The organism is Paraburkholderia susongensis, assembly GCF_900177725.1.
GTDB lineage: Bacteria > Pseudomonadota > Gammaproteobacteria > Burkholderiales > Burkholderiaceae > Paraburkholderia > Paraburkholderia susongensis.
Window position 1 is genome coordinate 49,193 of record NZ_FXAT01000012.1, and the last position, 18,796, is coordinate 67,988.

General features: G+C 65.0%; 18 protein-coding genes. 5 read left to right on the top strand and 13 right to left on the bottom strand.

What is annotated here, in order from left to right:
* Positions 1-144: 144 nt before the first annotated feature.
* The gene (locus B9Z01_RS27150) at positions 145-1,119 is read left to right on the top strand and encodes a LysR family transcriptional regulator (protein ID WP_085488782.1); all 975 of its coding nucleotides are present in this window, start codon (positions 145-147) and stop codon (positions 1,117-1,119) included.
* 28 nt (positions 1,120-1,147) lie between these two features.
* Here the strand turns inward: B9Z01_RS27150 and B9Z01_RS27155 are convergent, their stop codons facing one another.
* From B9Z01_RS27155 to B9Z01_RS27210, 12 genes are all read right to left on the bottom strand, one after another.
* Positions 1,148-1,957, bottom strand: coding sequence for an HpcH/HpaI aldolase/citrate lyase family protein (locus B9Z01_RS27155; RefSeq protein WP_085488645.1), 810 nt, complete (start codon positions 1,955-1,957; stop codon positions 1,148-1,150).
* Positions 1,958-2,015: 58 nt separating this feature from the next.
* Positions 2,016-2,759, bottom strand: coding sequence for a GntR family transcriptional regulator (locus tag B9Z01_RS27160; protein WP_085488646.1), 744 nt, complete (start codon positions 2,757-2,759; stop codon positions 2,016-2,018).
* Between the two features lie 39 nt (positions 2,760-2,798).
* A complete protein-coding gene (locus tag B9Z01_RS27165) occupies positions 2,799-3,989 on the bottom strand; it encodes a CaiB/BaiF CoA transferase family protein (RefSeq protein WP_085488647.1) in 1,191 nt (396 codons plus the stop codon).
* Positions 3,986-5,158: an acyl-CoA dehydrogenase family protein gene (locus tag B9Z01_RS27170; RefSeq protein WP_085488648.1), complete on the bottom strand. Its 1,173-nt coding sequence runs from the start codon at positions 5,156-5,158 to the stop codon at positions 3,986-3,988. Before B9Z01_RS27170 ends, B9Z01_RS27165 begins: the two co-directional genes overlap by 4 nt.
* A gap of 45 nt (positions 5,159-5,203) precedes the next feature.
* Complete coding sequence (locus tag B9Z01_RS27175; RefSeq protein ID WP_085488649.1) at positions 5,204-6,676, bottom strand: MmgE/PrpD family protein; 1,473 nt, start codon at positions 6,674-6,676, stop codon at positions 5,204-5,206.
* Positions 6,677-6,740: 64 nt separating this feature from the next.
* Complete coding sequence (locus tag B9Z01_RS27180; protein ID WP_085488650.1) at positions 6,741-8,129, bottom strand: MFS transporter; 1,389 nt, start codon at positions 8,127-8,129, stop codon at positions 6,741-6,743.
* A gap of 118 nt (positions 8,130-8,247) precedes the next feature.
* On the bottom strand, positions 8,248-9,645 hold the full coding sequence (locus B9Z01_RS27185) for an amidase (RefSeq protein WP_085488651.1): 1,398 nt from the start codon (positions 9,643-9,645) through the stop codon (positions 8,248-8,250).
* Positions 9,635-9,838, bottom strand: a complete 204-nt coding sequence (locus B9Z01_RS27190) for a hypothetical protein (RefSeq protein ID WP_143809076.1) — start codon at positions 9,836-9,838, stop codon at positions 9,635-9,637. Before B9Z01_RS27190 ends, B9Z01_RS27185 begins: the two co-directional genes overlap by 11 nt.
* A gap of 91 nt (positions 9,839-9,929) precedes the next feature.
* Positions 9,930-10,439, bottom strand: a complete 510-nt coding sequence (locus tag B9Z01_RS27195; RefSeq protein ID WP_085488653.1) for a MaoC family dehydratase — start codon at positions 10,437-10,439, stop codon at positions 9,930-9,932.
* 635 nt (positions 10,440-11,074) lie between these two features.
* Positions 11,075-11,914 (bottom strand): DeoR/GlpR family DNA-binding transcription regulator, encoded by an 840-nt coding sequence (locus B9Z01_RS27200; RefSeq protein ID WP_085488654.1) that lies wholly within the window; start codon positions 11,912-11,914, stop codon positions 11,075-11,077.
* 57 nt (positions 11,915-11,971) lie between these two features.
* A complete protein-coding gene (locus tag B9Z01_RS27205; RefSeq protein ID WP_085488655.1) occupies positions 11,972-13,321 on the bottom strand; it encodes a GntT/GntP/DsdX family permease in 1,350 nt (449 codons plus the stop codon).
* Between the two features lie 90 nt (positions 13,322-13,411).
* Complete coding sequence (locus B9Z01_RS27210; protein WP_085488656.1) at positions 13,412-14,812, bottom strand: homoserine dehydrogenase; 1,401 nt, start codon at positions 14,810-14,812, stop codon at positions 13,412-13,414.
* Positions 14,813-15,012: 200 nt separating this feature from the next.
* Between B9Z01_RS27210 and otnK the strand changes: the two genes are divergently transcribed.
* The 3 genes from otnK (at position 15,013) to B9Z01_RS27225 (ending at position 17,361) form a co-directional block, all read left to right on the top strand.
* Positions 15,013-16,305, top strand: a complete 1,293-nt coding sequence (otnK, locus tag B9Z01_RS27215) for a 3-oxo-tetronate kinase (protein ID WP_085488657.1) — start codon at positions 15,013-15,015, stop codon at positions 16,303-16,305.
* 11 nt (positions 16,306-16,316) lie between these two features.
* Positions 16,317-16,964, top strand: a complete 648-nt coding sequence (otnC, locus tag B9Z01_RS27220) for a 3-oxo-tetronate 4-phosphate decarboxylase (RefSeq protein ID WP_208626244.1) — start codon at positions 16,317-16,319, stop codon at positions 16,962-16,964.
* A gap of 157 nt (positions 16,965-17,121) precedes the next feature.
* Positions 17,122-17,361 (top strand): hypothetical protein, encoded by a 240-nt coding sequence (locus tag B9Z01_RS27225; protein ID WP_085488659.1) that lies wholly within the window; start codon positions 17,122-17,124, stop codon positions 17,359-17,361.
* Here the strand turns inward: B9Z01_RS27225 and B9Z01_RS27230 are convergent.
* Positions 17,354-17,980: a phage baseplate assembly protein gene (locus B9Z01_RS27230; protein WP_143809077.1), complete on the bottom strand. Its 627-nt coding sequence runs from the start codon at positions 17,978-17,980 to the stop codon at positions 17,354-17,356. The two genes, B9Z01_RS27225 and B9Z01_RS27230, sit on opposite strands and share 8 nt — an antisense overlap.
* 72 nt (positions 17,981-18,052) lie before the next feature.
* On the opposite strand from B9Z01_RS27230, the gene B9Z01_RS35135 reads away from it, so the two are divergent.
* Complete coding sequence (locus tag B9Z01_RS35135; protein ID WP_143809078.1) at positions 18,053-18,520, top strand: YaaC family protein; 468 nt, start codon at positions 18,053-18,055, stop codon at positions 18,518-18,520.
* Positions 18,521-18,796 lie beyond the last annotated feature (276 nt).

Here is an 18,796-nt window from a genome sequence, read left to right on the forward strand (position 1 = left end):
GAGGGCGGTGGCCCAACGTCCATCACTTTAAGCGCCGCGGTTTCAAGCGACTAGTCGATTGCGCCTTGCACCAGTATCAAGCTCAGGTTGATACTGGATGGCCCGCGCGACGCTTTCGCCCTCGCTTCAGTAGAGAAATTGACCATGCCCGTCAACGACTTCAAGGCCATTGCCACGTTCGCCAAAGCAGTGGAACTCGGCAGTATTCGCAAGGCTGCGCTGGCCCAGGGCGTCACACCCCAGGCGGCCAGTCAAGCCATCGCGCAACTGGAACAGCATCTTGGCGTCCGGCTATTGCATCGGACGACGCGCAGCCTCGCCCTGACAGAGGAAGGCCAACGGTTTCTGGAGAACACACAGCCCGCATTGGTGGCGCTGGACAGGGCTCTAGTGCTGGCGCGGGAGTCCAAGGACGAGATCGCGGGGCCGCTGCGGATCGTCGGGCCGAAATCGTCGTTCGCCGCCATCCTCATGCCGCTGCTCGACGAGTTCTGTCGCGAGCACCCCGGTATCCAGCCGGACGTCCAGCTCGACGACGGTATCGGCAACTGGGTGCTGGATCGCGTCGATGTCGGCTTCAGGATCGGGGCGTCGCCCAGCGAGGGCGTGATCGGGCGGCAGCTCTTCCCGATCCAGATGATCGTGTGCGCGGCGCCCCGCTACCTGAAAGCGTACGGGACGCCATCGACGCTCGCGGATCTGGCGGCGCATCGCTGCAGCGTGTTCCGGCATTCGGTCACCGGCAAGGTGGCGCCCTGGTACTTGACCGTGGATGGCAAGCTCGAACATCGGCAAATGTCCCCCGCGTTCGCGACGAACGACGCGGAGCTGGAAGTGCAAGCTGTGCTCGCGGGGCAAGTCATCGGTCAGCTCGCGAACTTCTCGGCGGCGCCTCACATCCGGGCGGGACGACTGGAGCCCGTTCTCCTGCAGCATATGAGCGCGCACATCGGTTTGCACGTGTACTACGGAAGCCGGGCTGCTCAACCCAAGCGGGTACGAGCGTTCCTGGACCTCGCCTTCGCTCGCCTGCATGATTGCAGCGACTACGTGCTCGCTGACAAAGAGCTGGCGCAGTTCAGGCCGCGATCGAAGCGATCCAGAAATGACGCCCGGTGAACAAGCGTCCTGACTCTCGCCGCTGCGCTCAGCCCAGTTGCGCGACGATCGCCTTCGCCCGCTCCACGACCGGCCGGTCGACCAGTTTGCCGTCCACCGCAATCGCGCCCGCGCTACCCTGCGCTATGGCATCGAGCACGCGGCGCGCCCATGCGGATTCGGCTTCGCTCGGCAGAAAACCGCGCTTGACCGTCTCGACCTGGCGCGGGTGGATGCATAGCTTGGCGCCCATTCCGAAGCTGCGCGCATGGCTCACGTCCGCCGCGAGCGCGGCCTCATCGCCGAGCGCGAGCGTCACGCCATCGACCGGCGCCGGCAGCCGCGCATGGCGCGACTCGATCACCAGTTGCGTGCGCACCGGATCGAGCGGCGCGCGGTCGTCGCCGATGCCGGCGTCCGAGCAGAAGTCGAACGAGCCGAACGCGAGACGTGTGAGCCCGGCAACGGCCGCGATTTCGCGCAGGCGCACCACCGCATCGACGGTTTCGATCAGCGCATAAAGCGCCTGCGAGTCGCGCAAGGACGCGCGCACGCGCACAAGATCGCTCGCGCGTTCGGCTTTCGGCAGCATGATGCCCGCCACGCCCGGCAAAACTGCGATGCTCAGATCGTCTTCATGCCACGGGGTATCCACGCCATTGACGCGCACCAGCACGCGCGCATCGGCGCCATGCCGTTCGAGCCAGTCGTGCACCGTGTCGCGCGCCCGCGCTTTCGCCTCAGGCAGTACCGCATCTTCGAGATCGAGAATCACGCGGTCCGCGCCGCTCGCGAGCGCCTTGTCGAAGCGCTCGGCGCGCTCGCCGGGCACGAACAGATAACTGCTTGCCGCCTTCATTGTCGGTCCTTTGCGCGGGCGCACCGCCTGAACGACCGTCCGCGCGCGAAACGCTTTTTCAGGTCGTGCGCCAGTCGCGCTGAAATGTTTCCAGATAGCTGAAGCGCTCGGACGGATGGATGCTGATTGCCGCCTCCACCACTTCCTCGCGCCGGTTCAGATAGCGCCGGCAAATCCACAGCGCCGGCGATCGGGCCTGCGTATTGAGCAGCCGTGCCTGCGCCGCGGTGACGAGCGTCGCGCGAATCTCCTGCTGGACCGCCGCGATCTGCTCGCCGAACTGCTGCTCGATCAGCGCATAGATCGGCGTATGCGGGTGGCCTTCGACTTCAATCGCGCGAAACGCCGGGTGAATGTAGATGTCGCTCACGCAGATCGGATCGGCCTCGTTCCCGCTCCTGCGCACGCCTTCGAGATGCAGCCAGGTTTCGCCGCGGCTCCCGCGCAGCACCTTCGCGAGCGCGTCGTCCACTTCGACCAGATCTTTGCCGAGCAGCGTCAATTCGGTGTCGGTGGTGTACTGGTGCAGGTCGTTCAGCTGCCGCATGACCTGCTGGTAGCCGCTCACCGCCTCACGCGCGAGCACCCGTGTGCCGACCCCCGCCTGCCGGTCGACCAGTCCCATCTGCACGAGCCGCCGCACGGCTTCGCGCACCGTGTGCCGACTCGCGCCGAACTGTTCGCAGAGGTCGAACTCGGTGGGCAGGAACGCGCCCACCGCATAGCGCCCGTCGCGGATCTCGTTGATGAGCGTCTGCGCGAGTTGCAGATAACGCGGCTGCTGATTCAGCAAAAGTGTCATACGGGAAAGCGGCAGGCGCCGGCAGCGAAAACGATCCTGTCATTGCACCACAGCTTGCCGGCGTAGCCAAGCAATCGTGTCGTCGGCGAAACCGGCCTCGCGCAGCACCTCGTCCGTGTGCTCGCCCATGCGCGGCGCGGCGCGCGTGGGCAACGCCTCGCCGATGCGCACCGGCGAGGCGACGCCCCGAATCGGTCCGTGCTCGGGGTGCTCGAACGCCACCACGCGCATCTGTTCGGCGACGAACGGATTGTCGAGCGCTTCGGCCACGTCGTAGACCGGCGCGGCCGGCACCTTGCCGGCGAAGCGCTCCATCCACGTTGCGGTGTCGGCGGTCATCAGCACGTCGTCGAGCTCGCGGCGCACGCGGTTGCGATGCTTCAGGCGCGCCGCGTAGTTGCAGAGTTCTGGGTCGTCGATCCATTCGGGCTTGCCCACGACGTTCGCGAGCACGCCCCAGAACTTCTCCTTGTTGCACATCAGGAAGATCCAGCCGTCGCGCGTACGGTAGAGTTCGCTCGGCGTGAGCGACGGATGGCTCGAACGGGGTTCGCGTTTCGTCGTATGGCCGCCGTTCAGATACCACGTCGCCACGTAGGCAAGGTTATGCAGCGCAACGTCGAACAGACTGACGTCCACGTCACGGCCGCGGCCGGTCTTGCGCGCCTCGACGATGCCCGCGAGCAGCGCCATCGCCGCGGTGGTGCCGGTCATCAGGTCGATGATCGACAGGCCGAAGCGCGTCGGCGGACCATCGGGCTCGCCGGTCAGCGACAGATAACCCGCTTCGGCCTGCATCAGATAGTCGTAGCCGGGCCACGCCTTGCGCGAGCCGGTGCGCCCATAGGCCGACAGATGCGCACACACGATGGCCGGATTGGCGCGCGCGAGCGCCGCGTAGTCGAGCCCGAGACTCGCCGGCAGATCGCCGCGCAGATTGTCGAACACCGCATCGGCTTTTTCCACCAGCTTGAGCAGTATCTCCTTGCCCTCGCTGCTCTTCAGATTCAGCGCGATGCTGCGCTTGTTGCGGTTGAAAGCCTCGTAGAAGTGGCTGTCGCCGGGGCCGAAATAATGCGGGCCGACCGCGCGGCCGACGTCGCCGCCGTCCCGCGCGTTTTCGATCTTGATCACGTCCGCGCCCAGATCGGCCAGATGCTGGGTGGCGAACGGCCCCGCGCCGTATTGCTCGACGGCAATGATGCGCAGTCCTGAGAGCGGCAGGCTCATACGGGGCTCCTTGCTATCAGTTGTTTGGCGATGATGATGCGCTGCAGTTCGTTGGTGCCCTCACCGATCACCAGCAGCGGTGCGTCGCGATACAGGCGCTCGATCTCGAACTCCTTCGAATAGCCGTACGCGCCGTGGATTCGCATCGCCTCGGTGCTGTTTTCCAGGCCCGCCTCGGTGGCGAAGTACTTCGCCATGCCCGCTTCCATGTCGCAGCGTTCGCCGCGATCGTAGGCTTGCGCGGCGGCATCCACCAGCAGGCGCGATGCGTGAACGCGGGTCGCCATTTCACCGAGTTTCAGCTGAATCGCCTGATGTTCGCAGATCGGCTTGCCGAAGGTCTTGCGCATCTGGCTGTACGCGACGGATGCATCGAGCGCAGCCACCGCAATGCCGAGCCCGCGTGCGGCGACGTTGATGCGCCCCAGTTCGAGGCCGCCGAGAATCTGTTGCAGACCGCGCCCTTCGACGCCGCCGACCAGGCGGTCGGCCGGCACACGGTAGTCGTCGAAATTCAGCTCGCAGGTGTCGATGCCCTTGTAGCCGAGCTTTTCGAGCTTGCGGCTCACTTCGAAGCCCGGGCCCTTCTCCGCGATCAGCAGGCTCATGCCCTTGTGGCGGGGCTGCGCGGCCGCATCGGTCTTGACCAGCAGCACGAGGCAGTTGCCGTACAGGCTGTTGGTAATCCAGGTCTTGGCGCCATTCACCACGTAGTGGTCGCCGTCGCGCCGCGCGCTCGTGCGGATCGCCTGCAGGTCGGTACCGCAATCAGGCTCGGTCAGTCCGATGCCGCCGCGCAGTTCCCCGGTTGCGAAACGCGGCAGGAACTGCGCCTTCTGCTCCTCGGTGCCGTTGCGCTGTACCGTCATCGCCATGATCAGATGCGAATTGATGATCCCGCTCAGCGACATCCATACCGCCGACATGCGCTCGACGATGCGCGCATAGGTGCGCGCCGACAGACCGAGTCCGCCGTACTCGGGGTCGATCAGGCAGCCGAACAAGCCCATCTCCTTCATTTGCTCGACGATTTCGCCCGGATATTCGTCGGCCTTCTCGAGCGCATGCACATACGGCTTCACCTCGGTCTTGAGGAACCGGTCCAGCATGTCGAGGATCAGCGTGTCGTCCTCGGCCTGTTCTGTCACATTGTCATCCACTTGGGACATATCACTTCTCCGGACTGCGAATTGATTCGATTTTTAAACGACGACTCAGACGGCCTCGCCGAGCACCCGATGCAAGGTGCCGGGCGGCAAGGTATCGAGCGCCAGCACGGTTTCGCGGATCTTCTCGACGCGCGCGTCGGACAGCGCGCGCCTCGCATTGGCGCGATATTTCCCGACGATTTCGTCGTTACTCAGCGGCCGGTCGGCGCTGCCGCGATTCACGGCCTCGCGGTGCCACAGTGTCTCGCCGCTGGCGAGTTCCAGGCCCACCTCGCCGGTGTAGTGACGCGGGAACGTGCTGGCCGGATCGATCTCGTACTCGACCTTCGCGGCCAGCGCCAGCACCGAGTCGTCGCGCAACGCGGCGGGCTCCAGTTCGTCGAGCGTGAAGCGTCCCTTCACCAGCGCGCTCGCGGTGACGTACGGCACGCTGAACTGCGCGTCGTACGCGTTGGCCGGACGGCGCTTGTTGGCCACCGGTTCGCACACCACCTTCACGACGCCCTCCGGTACCTTCACGCGAATCCGCGCAATCCGCCCGATCAGTTCGGTCAGCGGATAACCGCGCCGCTGCCATTCGTGATGCAGCGCGGCGCCCGCGTCGGCGAACGCGTGCGTGAAATGACAGGCCGGCACGGGCTTGATCGCGACCTCGTCGATCTCCCACTTGTCGCCGAGCGCGGCGGTGGCGAGCGAAAGATCGGCGTTGCCGCGCTGCTCGCCGAGATAGCTGGAAAAGAGGCCAAAGCGCCCTTCATAAGGCGCCGACGCGCCGACATAGCCGCGCGACGCCAATGCCGCGGCGGTGTACGCGGATTGCGCGGCCCAGCCCGGATGCATGCGCTTGGTCCATGCGCCGTCCTGCAGGAATTCGAGGCTGCCGCTCGCCATCGACAGCGCAATGCCCTGCGCCATCCTCGCCTGCTGCTGCGACAGACCGAGCAGACGCGCCGCCGCCAGCGCACAGCCGAAAATGCCGACCACGCCGGTCGGATGGAAGCCGACCTGATGGAAGCCGCTCTTCGCCACCGAGCCGACCCGCGTGGCGGCCTCCATACCGGCAATATAGGCGGCGAGCATTTGCGCGCCGTCGAGCGGCCGCCCGTCGCTGACGCCGAACACGCAGGGCAGCAGACTCGCGGTCGCGTGTATCACGCCGCGTGAATGGGTGTCGTCGAAGTCGAGGCCGTGCGCCAGCACGCCATTCATCACCATCGCGTCGCGCGCCGTCAGCACGCGGCCATGGCCGATGACGGTGGCGTCGCCCTTGCCCAGGACCGAGAGTCCATCCAGCGCGACGCGCGCGAAATCGGTGGCGTGCGCGGCATACGCAAGACCGATCGCATCGAGCAGCAAGTGCTTGGCGCGCTCGCGCACGGCCAGGGGTACCGCTTCGAGCTTCAGTTCGAGAGCGAACCGCGCCAGTTCGCCCGCAATCCCGCCCGCCGTACTGTCAACTGCACTGCTCGCTGTACTGCCCGCTTCATGATCGTCCTTGCGTAGAACCTGGGTGCTCATGTCATCTCCTGTGTCTTTGCCGGGGGTCTTTGCCGGGAGTCTTCGCCGCGCCGGCTCTGTGAGTTCAGCGCTCCGCGTGCGCCGCAGCCATACCTGTGACGTCCTCTTCGACCACCGTGCCGATCTCCTCGAGCGACTGGCCGCTGGTTTCGACGCGCAGCACCAGCAGCGCGACGATCAGCAGGCTCAGAACGCCGATCACCATCGCGAGCACGCCGCTCACGCCGAAGTTCTGGAACAGCGCAACCGCCGCATAGGGTGTGCACATCGAAGCGGCGCGGCCGCAGACGCCCGCGAACCCGGTGCCGCGCAGCCGGAATGCGGTCGGGAACAGTTCGGGGATATAGCCGTAGAGTCCGAGCGTGACAAACGTGTAGATCGACGTGACCAGCGCGAAGCCGGTGATCGAAATCGCCACAGGATCGCGCATCTGCGGATAGATGAAGCCGAGCACGATGGTCGCGAGCGAGAACACGATCAGCCCGCGCTGCCGTCCCATACGATCGCCGAGCAGATAGCCGACCAATGCGCCGCCGGGCGCGCCGAACGCCATCAGCGTGACGAAACCGAGCGACTGCACGACGGTGAGGCCCTGCTTGACGAAGAACGTCGGCAGCCACGCGACGAAGCCATACACGGAAACGTTGACCGCCACGCAGACCAGTGCCGCGACCAGCGTGCGGCCGATCACCGGCCGTGTGAACAGCACCGACATCGGCACCCGACGCGGCGTGACCGGTTGCACGCCGAGAACCGGCGGCAGCTTGCCGGTTTCGCGCTCGACATCCGCCTCGATTTCGGCGAGCGTGGTTTCGGCCTCGGCCGTGCGTCCCACCGATTCGAGCCAGCGCGGCGACTCCGGCATGCGCTTGCGCATAATCCAGATCACGATTGCGCCGGTGCCGGCGAGTGCGAACATCCAGCGCCACCCCAGATGCGGAATCACCACATAGCCGACACTGGTGGCGATCAGCAAACCCGAATTGATCACCAGACCCATCAGGGAGATCCAGCGGCCGCGATACGCAGGCGGCACGAACTCGCATAGCGTCCCCGCGGCGACGACCAGTTCGGCGCCGAGCCCGAGGCCCATCAGAAAGCGCAATACGATCAGCGTTTCGATGTTCGGCGCGAAGCACGCGAGCAGTGATGCGACGCCGAAGACGGCGAGATTGATCTGATACGAAGCGCGACGGCCGAAGCGGTCTCCGACCCAGCCGGCCAGCGCAGAGCCGATCAGCATGCCGAAAAAAGTAGCCGAAATGAACGCGGCGTTGGTCGCGAGCGTCGAGAAGCCCGACTTGACCATCGCGGCCAGCACACCCGCCGCGAGATAGATGTCGAACGCGTCCAGCACGGCACCGCCGCTGATTAGCCCGAGTATTCTCCAGTGAAAACGCGCAAGCGGCAGCCGGTCTAGCCGGGCGCCTGCGTTGACAGACGTTGCGTTCATGCGATTGTCTCCTGAACGATGCGGCATCCGCTGGTCTGAGCCCGCGTGATGCGTTGCCGGTTACACTACACGATGAGTAATCCTTACTGCTGCTCAACTGATGATTCGAGGCTCTGCTTCAGGCCGTGCCCAACGGCTGGGAAATAATTGAACGCAGGTGCCAGTCGGTACTGCGCTGCAACTGGTGCGCCACGCGCAACAGCCCGTCCTCGCTCCACGGACGGCCGATCAGTTGCACGCCTACCGGCATGCCGTTGCCGCTCTTGCCCGCGGGCACGCTGATGCTGGGCAAGCCAAGGTAGTTGATGCCGCGCGTCCAGTACGAAAAGTTGCCGAAACGTCGTTCGATTTCGTCCGCATCGCCGTCGAGCGTCTCCTCGATCGTCGGCACCGCGTAGGGCAGCGTCGGCAGCAGCAACGCTTGCGCGCCGCTCAGGTACCGCTCGACGAACCCCGACATGAGGATCGCGCGCAACCGTAGTGCGTCGACATAACGGGTGGCCGGATAGAGCAGACCGCGTTCGAGGCGACGCAGTACCTGCGCGCCATAATCGCCGCGGCGCTCGCGCAGCCATTTGGCGTGTACGGAAGCCGCTTCCGCGCCGAGCACCAGCGTCGCGAGCGCCCCCGCCTCCCGCAGGTCCGGCACGGCGACCCGGCGAATCGTCGCGCCACAGCACGCGAGCGCATCGGCCACGCGCATGAGCGCCGCGCGCACTTCATCCGAAACCGGTGCATCGTCATCGAAAGCGGGTACGGCGATGCTGACGTCGTGCGTCAAGGGCTGCTCGATCGCGCTTTCGAAGTCACGGGTGCCGGTCGCGAGGCAGTGCGGGTCGTGGGGGTCGGCTGCCCAGATCACCTGCAGCAACGCGGCGGCATCTTGTGCCGTACGCGCGAGAACGCCGACACAATCGAGACTCGGCGACAACGGCATCACGCCGCGCACCGAAATGGCATGCTGGGTGGGCTTGATCCCGGTGACGCCATTCGCGGCCGCCGGAATACGCACCGAGCCGCCGGTATCGGAACCGAGCGCGCCCGCCACGAGCCCGCGCGCCACCGCGATCCCGCTGCCGCTCGACGAACCGCCGCTCACATGCGCGTCCGACCATGCGTTGCGGCCATGGCCCAGATGGGCATTGAAGCCGGTCGGGCTCATCGCGAACTCGGCCATGTGCAATGCGCCGAGGTCGATTGCACCGGCCGCGTCGAAGCGCTGCAGCACCGTGGCCGTTTGCATGGAACGATGGTCCGCGAGAATCCGGCTGCCGCATTCGCTCAGCTCGCCGTTGCGGAAAAACATGTCCTTGTGCGCGAGCGGCGCGCCCTGCAGGCGGCCCGCACGCACGCCTTGCGCGAGTTGCCGGTCGACTGCGCGCGCTTGCGCTAGAGCGGCCTCTTCACGCAGCCGGACAAACCCGCCGCGCGGCCCCGCTTGCGCCGCGTCGCGCAGCGCATTTGCGGTGCGCGCCTCGCAGGTTTGCGTCGCAAGCGCAAGCGTGTCAGCGCGCATGGCCCGGCTCCTGCTGTTGCAACGTGTGCGTGAAAACGTCGGCGTCGAGCCAGTCGAGCAGTTGGGCCGCCGTCCCCGCCGCGCGCACAGTCGCGTGCGCGGAGCCGACCAGAGAGACCGCGTGGACCGCGCTCAGCGGCGCGGAGCCGAATTGCTCCGCCCATGCTTGCGCGCCCGCATTCAAATCCATCAAGCTGTGCTCCGACATGCCGATCCCCTGCAATGGCCGTGGTCTGGCGAGAAAAGCGCAGCGCATTGGCGCCGCGTCCGGTGAAGGCGCCATATCAATCGCCGACGCCGTACCCGCGCTTCGGAATCAGCGCACTGCGCACGAAATCCATCACCGCTACGCCGTTCTGGTTGAACGCGCGCGTATGCACGGTCACGATCCCTTGAGTCGGACGCGACCGCGACTCCCGCTTCTCGAGTACTTCGGACTCCGCATAAAGCGTATCGCCGCAAAACACCGGAGCCGTGAGCTTGATTTCTTTCCAGCCGAGATTTGCAATGGCTTTGCCGCTCACGTCGTTGACGGTCATGCCGAGCACGATCGCGACGGTCAGACCGCTGTTGACCAGCAACTGACCGAACTCGCTTTTCGCGGCGTGGGCAGCGTCGCAATGCATCGGATGGAAGTTCATCGTCAGCAGCGAAAAGTGGATGTTGTCGGCCTCCGTGATCGTGCGCCCGGGGCGGTGCTCGTAGATGTCGCCGATTTCGAAGTCTTCCAGATAGCGTCCGTAGCTCGCGCGGATGCGGCGCGTATCGCCAGCCTGCTCTCGTTTCACGTCCATTGCCTGCGTCTCCGTTGAACCCACTTTGTTCGCTGTTTGTTACTTTGTACGGACAAAGTATCGATTTGGAAAAAACCGCTGTCAAGGTGTGGCATCGGAATTTCTGCCCAGGGTTTATGCCAATGGGTACGGGAACGGAAGCTGTTCGGCCGCGTCATTGCACTGCTGCGATCGAACATCGAGCCGGAACGTCCAATAGGACCGCGCCATTAAAATAAGTTTTCCTGCCTTCAGAAAGCGCCTGTTCTCGCCACTTGACTCGGCGTATGTCACTGAGTAATCGACTCACGCAAACGCGCGAGTGAGCGCGGCCGAAATGGAATCGGCGACGTCGTCCTTTCGGAGACACAAGGCTGTGCGAAAACATTAAATCAGGCAGACCAGTGGAGCGCCTGTGGAAGTGCATTTGCGTAGCGCCAGATGGGTTGCGGCCAACCTGAGGCGCGACGCGAATTCATTGAACTGGTCCACGCCGAAAGGCGTGGCAGTCAGACCACTCTTGCGGGACGGTGGCGTCGTGGCGATGCGCGAAAGGTTATCGATCCCCGGCGTAGTTTTTTCGGAATAGTGAAGTGGCGTTGTCCAGCGGGTCGCTTTCCTGAAAATTGATCTGCAGACACATGCGCCACCACCAGTCAGCTGGAATATTGAGCGTCCGGCGTTTCATCCACCGACGCCAGCTTCAGCGAAAGCCCCGCGGCATGGATGCCCGAAGCCGCCGCCTCGGGCAACGCCGCATCGCTCACGATGTGGTCGAAGCACTCCAGGCCGGCGATCTTGTAAGTGCTGAACGTGCCATATTTCGAACTCGTCGCAAGCAGCACGGTCTGCTCCGCCACTTCGATTGCCGCGCGCTTCACGTCGATTTTTGGCGGCGACGGCGTGGTCACGCCGCGACGCAAATCCCAGGAGCTGGCCGAGATGAACGCGACATCGACGGCGAGTTGTCGTAGCGTGGCCGCCGCAAGTTCGCCGACACTCGACTGGTTCGCGTGGTCAAGCAAACCGCCTGTGTGAATCGCCGCCACGTGTCCGGCGTTCATCAGTTCCTGCATGATCGGGAAATCGTTGGTGACGACCGTGATGTCCGATAGCGCCAGAATGTGCGGTACGAGCGCGAGCGTGGTCGTGCCCGCATCCAGATAGGCCGTCATGCCGGGCCTCAGGAACGACGCCGCGGCCTGAGCGATGGCGCGCTTCTCGGCGGGATCGATCAGTGCCTTCGACACGTGGCTCGGCTCGCTCGTCAGTTGGCTCGCCACGCGCACGCCGCCGGGCACGGAATGCACGAGTCCTTCACGTTCCAGTAGCGCGATATCGCGCCGCACCGTCATGTGCGAGCAGCCCAACGACTCCATCAACTGATGCAAGGAAAGCACCTTGTCGCGCCGCAGTTGACGCAACATCGCTTCGCGCCGCTGATCAGGAATCAGCGGTGCAGTCGTGGATTCATCGGGTTTGGTCTTGCTCGACATAAAAATTCTCAAGGCGCGGGCCATGTGGCGATCCCCTGGAACGGGGACGCCGTTATGTTAGCCGATGAGCGTGCTGAGCAGCATCACGCCTGCAAGCCCGACCAGCGACTGCAACGAAAGCATGAGCGTCCAGGTGCGCAGCGTCTGCGGGACGGAGAGCTGGAAGTATTCCTTGAAAAGCCAGAAGCCGGAATCGTTCACATGCGAGAGCATCACGGCGCCCGAAGCCGTCGCGAGCGCCATCAGTTCGGGCGAGACGCCCGGGTGCGCCACGAGCAGCGGCGCGACGATGCCGCTTGCCGCGACCGTCGCGACCGTGGCCGAGCCCACGCAGATGCGCAGCAGCGCCGCCAGCGCCCACGCGAGCAGCAGCGGGCTGATCGCCCAGTGCGTGGAATGCTCGACGATGATCGTGTCGAGATGGATCGACTTGAGCATCTGGCTGAAGCCGCCGCCCGCGCCGAGAATCAGCAGGATCGTGCTCAGCGGCGCAATGCCCTTGCCGACCATTTTCTGCATGGCCGCCAGCGCATGGCCGCCGCGCACGCCAAGCGCAAACCATGCGAACACCACGGCGGCGAGCAACGAGAGGATCGGGTCGTTCAGCGCCTGGAAGAATACGAACATGGCGCTGTTCTTCGCGACGTGACTCATGCCCACCGTGCCGGTCAGCATCAGCCCCGGCGGAATCAGGAGCGACACTACGGACCAAGGCAGCGAGGCCGTGGACTCGCGCGTGTCTTCGCCGCGCGTGCCGCCGGGGCCTGCCGAAAGATCCGGCGCGGGGCCGAAGAACCGCCGGGCCACGAGGGTGAAGAGCGGACCGCACAGGATAGCGCTCGGGATCGCGATCGTGAGCCCATAGAGCAGCGTGAGGCCGGTATTCGCATGGTAAGCGGAGACGGCCTGGGTGGGCGCCGGATGCGGCGGCAGCAAACCGTGCGAGACGTACAGGCCCGCCGCGACCGGCAATCCGATATAGAGCAGATGGCTGCCGGTGCGCCGCGCGATCGTGTAGACGAGCGGTGCGAGCATGATGAAGCTCACGTCGAACAGATGCGGCATGCCGACAAGCAGGGCCGCCGCGCAGATCGTCCACGGCGCGAGCCAGAGCGGCCGCTTGCCGACGAAAGCGTTGGCGATGCGGTCCGCGCCGCCGGTGCCGATCAGGATGCCGCCGAGCACGGCGCCGAGGCCGACGACCGGCCCTGTATGCGCGAGCGCGCCACCGAACCCCTTCGTGAAACTATCGATGCTGTGCTCGGGCGTAACGCCGGCAACGAGGCCAAGTCCGAGCGCCGACAGCGTAAGCGCCACGAACGGACTCAGCCGCACGCGTACGATCAGAAAGATCAGAACGACGATGGCGCCCACTGCCATCGCGATGGTGGCAACCTCTCCCCGCATGGTGTCTCCTATTGTGTTTTGTAGCGTTGCAGCCGGGGATCAGGCGCGCGTGATGAACGTCTCGCACCGGTCCCCTATACGTTGCACGTGTCAAACCGTGCCGGCGCGCCATGCGCCCAGCAGGGCTTCGTCCACGCCTTGCAGATGGTCGAGCGTCAGCAGCTCGCCCGCCGCGACGTCGCGCACGAGCGTCGCATGCGCGGCCAGGTAAAGCGGCGCGACGTTCGCGCCCGCGGCACTGCGTTCGAGCAGCACGGCTTGCACACCGGCCACGTCGTGATGGTGGCCGCCCATCTGCAGCACCGTGCCCGCTTTGAGCGGCGTCGTTGCGCGGCCGGCCAGCACCGCGCATTGCGTGGGCCGGGCGGCGCCCGTCGGGCGGCCGTGCAGCACGGCCTCGAGCAGCGTGATGGGCGTTTCGACACCCATGAAGTGATACGGCAGATAAAGACATGCATAGCGGCCGTTGCGGCTCACGACGTGGCCCTTCTGCGCGAGCAACGCCCAGGTGGGCGCATCGTGCGTGCGCACGACCACGAACACGCCGCCCGCGAAGCTCGCCTCGTCCGGACGTCGCAGCATGTTGAACACGTCGATCACGCCTCGACGCGAAAGCACGCCGCCGTCTTCCCGGAGCGCATAGATGTCGGCGAGTTCGGTGGTGCGTGCTATCGGGTAGTGCAGCAATTCCACGTCGGGCACGAGGCCCGTATTCGTTGCGACCACGCTCATTTCGCAGTAGTCGGCCGTGGCCGAGGTCTTGCGTCCTCGCAGCGCCTCGCGCCGCGCGGCCAGCGTCGCGGCCACGTCGTCGCCGAGCGTCATCAGGCTCGCGAGCTCGGGCGCGGGAAAGCGTTCGTCGAGCTGCGTCACCTCTCCCGAAGCCGCGTCGAAGACGAGGTCGTACTCGCTCGATTTGCCCGCGGCCACGATGTCGAGGCCGAGCGTGCGCGCCCATGAGACCCAGCCGATCAGGTTCGACGGCTGGTCGCCGTCCGCAGTCGTGTACACCACGCCCTGATTCGCCGCGAACCGCGCGAGCGCGACCCCGGCAACGGCATCCACTTCCTTGCTGACCATCGCGACGTGGCACTTTGCCTGCAACGCGGCACGCGCGGCGCGATAGCCGACCGACGGGTTGCCGGTCGCCTCGACAAGGATGTCGAAGGCGGCGGGGTCGAGCAGATTCACGTCGCTCACCAGCGCGATCTGGCGAGGCGCGAGGGCACGCACGGCCTCGGCGTTTGCACACTCGACGAGCGACGCGGCCTCGTAGCCGAGCTCGAGACACAGCTTACGCAGCCCCGCGAGATCCAGGTCGCACAGCACCGTTGGCATCAGGCGGCCGATCAGGCGCGTTTGCGCGAGCAGCGTGCGCGCAAAGCCTCCGCCAGCACCGGTCAGCGCATAGCGGACGACCTCCGGTTCGGGCGAGCCTGATACGGAATGTGTGCGTTGCGCACCCGCACGGAAAAGCAGTTCGAAGTTCATAAGGGGTGTACCCAGTGGTTTGGTGGCCGCCCGGCTGCGGACTTCGTCAGCGAGCGGATGCGCGAGCTATTGATCGATTGATCGCCCGTTGCTCCGAAACAAATTTAACTTTCATTACCATATTAGTCAACTTTCCTATCATGTTTTAACATATCAGAACATTGCGGCTATAATCGGTTCGCACTGAGGAGAGCAACGCAATGACCTATATCCCGGAAACAGCCGCGAACGCGCCCCTGCTCGGCTGCATCGCGGACGATTTCACCGGCGCGACCGATCTCGCCAGCATGCTGGTGCGCGGCGGCATGCGCACGGTGCAGCTCATCGACGTGCCGCACAGCGCCGGGCCCGTTGCCGCCGACGCGCTCGTGGTCGCGCTGAAGTCGCGCACCATCGCCGCCGCAGACGCCATCGCGCAGTCGCTCGCCGCGCTCGCGTGGCTCAAGACGCAGGGCTGCCGCCAGTTCTATTTCAAGTATTGCTCGACGTTCGACTCCACGGCCGCGGGCAATATCGGCCCGGTCGCGCAGGCGCTGATGGATGCGCTCGGCACCGATTTCGCCATCGCCTGCCCCGCGTTTCCCGAGAACGGCCGCACGGTGTATCGCGGCTATCTGTTCGTCGGCGATGCATTGCTCAACGAGTCCGGCATGGAAAAGCACCCGCTCACGCCCATGACGGACCCGAACCTCGTGCGCGTGCTGGCCGCGCAGAGCACGGCCGCGACCGGCCTGCTGCGTTACGACGCCATCGCCGCCGGCGCATCGGCCACGCGCGACGCGGCCGCCACGCTGCGCGCGCAAGGTGTGCGCCTCGCGATCGCCGATGCCGTCTCCAACGACGACCTGCGCACGCTCGGCCGCGCCTTCGCCGACGCGCCGCTACTCACTGGCGGCTCGGGCCTCGCGATCGGCCTGCCGGAGAACTTCCGGCGCGCCGGGCTGCTGGGGGCAGGCGAAGAAGCCGCGCAACTGCCCGCCGTGGGCGGGCGCGCGGTGGTGCTCGCGGGCAGCAGCTCGCGCGCGAGTCAGGCGCAGGTCGCGCACTGGCGCGCGAGCCGCCCCGCGCTGCGCATCGACCCGCTCGCGCTGGCCGCCGGCGAACCCGTGGTCGAGCAGGCGCTCGCCTTCTTCGAGCAGCATGCGGACGCCACCGTGCTCCTTTACGCCACGGCCACACCCAACGAGCTTGGTGCGATTCAGGCACAGCTCGGCGTCGAGCGCGCGGGGCAACTCGTCGAGGGAGCGCTGGCCGCGATCGCGCGCGAACTCTCGCGGCGCGGCGTGCGCCGCTTCGTGGTAGCGGGCGGCGAAACCTCGGGCGCGGTGGTGCAGGCACTCGGCGTGTCGCGGCTGCGCATTGGCGCGCCGATCGATCCGGGCGTGCCCTGGACGCTCGGCGACGGCCCCGAGGGCGATATCGCGCTCGCGCTCAAATCCGGCAATTTTGGCGGCACGGACTTCTTCAGCCGGGCCCTTGCGCTTCAGGCATGACCAGGACTTTCATGAATCAGGAAAGCACGCTGCGCGAAGAGATCGCGCGCATCGGCAAAAGCCTCTTCGAGCGCGGCTACACCGCGGGCACAGCGGGCAACATCAGCGCCCGGCTCGACGACGGCTGGCTCATCACCCCCACCGACGCCTGCCTCGGCGACCTCGATCCCGCGCGCATCGCCAAGGTGAGCACGGCGGGCGAATGGGTGGCCGGCGACAAGCCGTCCAAAACGCTCGCACTGCATCGAGCCGTCTACGACCATCAGCCCGACACGCACGCCGTGCTGCACACGCATTCGACGCACCTCGTCGCACTCACGCTCGCGGGCGTCTGGAGCGAGAACGACGTGCTGCCGCCTATCACGCCGTACTACGTGATGAAGGTCGGCCACGTTCCGCTGATTCCGTACCGCCGCCCCGGCGACCCGCAGGTGGCCGAGCGCGTGCGCGAACTGGCCGGCTCGGTGCGTGGTGTACTGCTCGACCGGCTCGGGCCGGTGGTGTGGCATCGCAGTCTGCGCGAGGCGTCCGCCACGCTGGAGGAACTCGAGGAAACCGCGCGCCTGTTCCTGATGATGCAGGCGCAGGGCAAGCGCATCGAGCCGCTCGACGCCCAGCAGATCGAAGAGTTGAAGACAACGTTCGGCGCACGCTGGTAAGCGGCAACGGCGCACCACGACAACCGGAGGAGCGCTGACGAGCAGCAAGCTTTTTTTACGAGACAGCGATGCGGATCTACCGTCCCATCGGTCTCATTGACCCGAACGGATCCAATGGCTCCAGCGATCCGTCGAACCCGACTTCAAGGACTTTCCGATGACTTCCGCGGCACGCAACGCACTCGGCTTCGATTTGCCGATCTTCGACGCCCATCATCATTTCTGGGACCTCGACGACGGACATTTCCCCTGGCTCACCGACGACTACGACGAGCATTTTTTTCTCGGCGACTACCGCCGCATGTGCAGGAATTTTTTGCCGCCGCAATACCGCGAGGCCACCGCGGGCTTTGACGTGATTGGCACCGTGCACGTGGAGGCGGTCCCAATCAGATAGACGCGGTATTCGCTGAAGCGCTGCCAGATATCGCGCGTGTAGCCCGCCTGCTCGACATTGATGCCCAGCGCAAATCCCCCGCCGCTTCGACTGTCGCGAGAGGCCCGATAACGAGGTCGCCGTCTGCGTCCTCGTAACACAGCACCTGCGCGGGCTTGCAGAGGCGGTCAATCACGGCATAGGGCGACTCGCAGACATTGAGACAGACCTGCGGGTGCAGCATGCCCGGAGCCAGCGCCTTGAGCGTAATCCCGAATGGCTGCGCGAGTTGCGCTGCAATGTCGGCAGTCTCCATGTTGACGAACTGGAACGAATCGAACTGTGCCGCGCAGTCCACCAGGTCCTCACACTTGCCGCGCCCCGATACCGAAAGCGTATGCGTGGTTGCGCTGACCGATTCGGCTACGCGGTCCACGTATCCGGTAACGACGGCATCCGCGCCGATCTTCACAATGCACGGATCGCCTTCCATCACGACGACCTTTTCCGCGTTGGGAAAACGCTCAGTCATCGAGATATCGAAGTCGGCCGGAATACGCTCCATGCCGCGCGTGATGCGGACGCTCTTCCAGCCCGCGATGCTTGCCCCGTTGACGGTCAAGGTCACGTCGTCGGTCATGGTAGCCTACTAGATAACGCGGTAGCGGACCGTCCTAACAAACCACTTCGACACAGAGCCGAAGGTCATAAGATGATCGAAATTCAGTATCTCGAAAGCACAGAAAACCTGAAGAAGAACATCCGCGCGAGTCCAGGCTGGATGCCGAATGCCAGACAGGCTGAAGCGATCGCCGCATGCTTACGCCAAGGCCGTCTTTTTTATGAAGCAGCAACACGGGCACCGCTGGAAATAAGGCCGCTTGAACTCTACTATGGCACTTCCGCATATGCAAAAGCGCTCATTCTTTCCACCAATCGCCGTGCTACGCTCGATACACTTCAGCAGTCACATGGCATTACCGACACATCGCCTCACAACGCTCGACTCGGAGACCTGACCGTTCAGATTGCTAGGCGAGGCACGTTCCATGAATTCAATGACTGTGTAGCAAAACTGAATCGCATACAGCCACTGTCGTTAGATCAGCAGACGACGCCATGCTCGCCCTTATCGATGCGTTCATGGATAGTGTCCATTCGACATTTCCGATCTATGTAGCTGAGGTTATCCGGCCCGAAGCGTCGCTTTAGAAAAGATCGGCTTCGAATGCCTCCAGAGGGAATGCAGGATGAACCGGTACGGCCTGCTGTAGCAGTGTGTCGTATCGCGTCACGTCCTGATAGAACGCGTTGCACGAGCACAAGCAAGGGTGTCTCGTCTAGCGTCGTGACGGTCTGCATCGTCGCGAGTGATACACCGTGCGTAACGTGTACGCCCTCTGCCTGGAGACGGTCGATCTGCTCACAGTCCGCATTACTTCATATTTCATTTGCA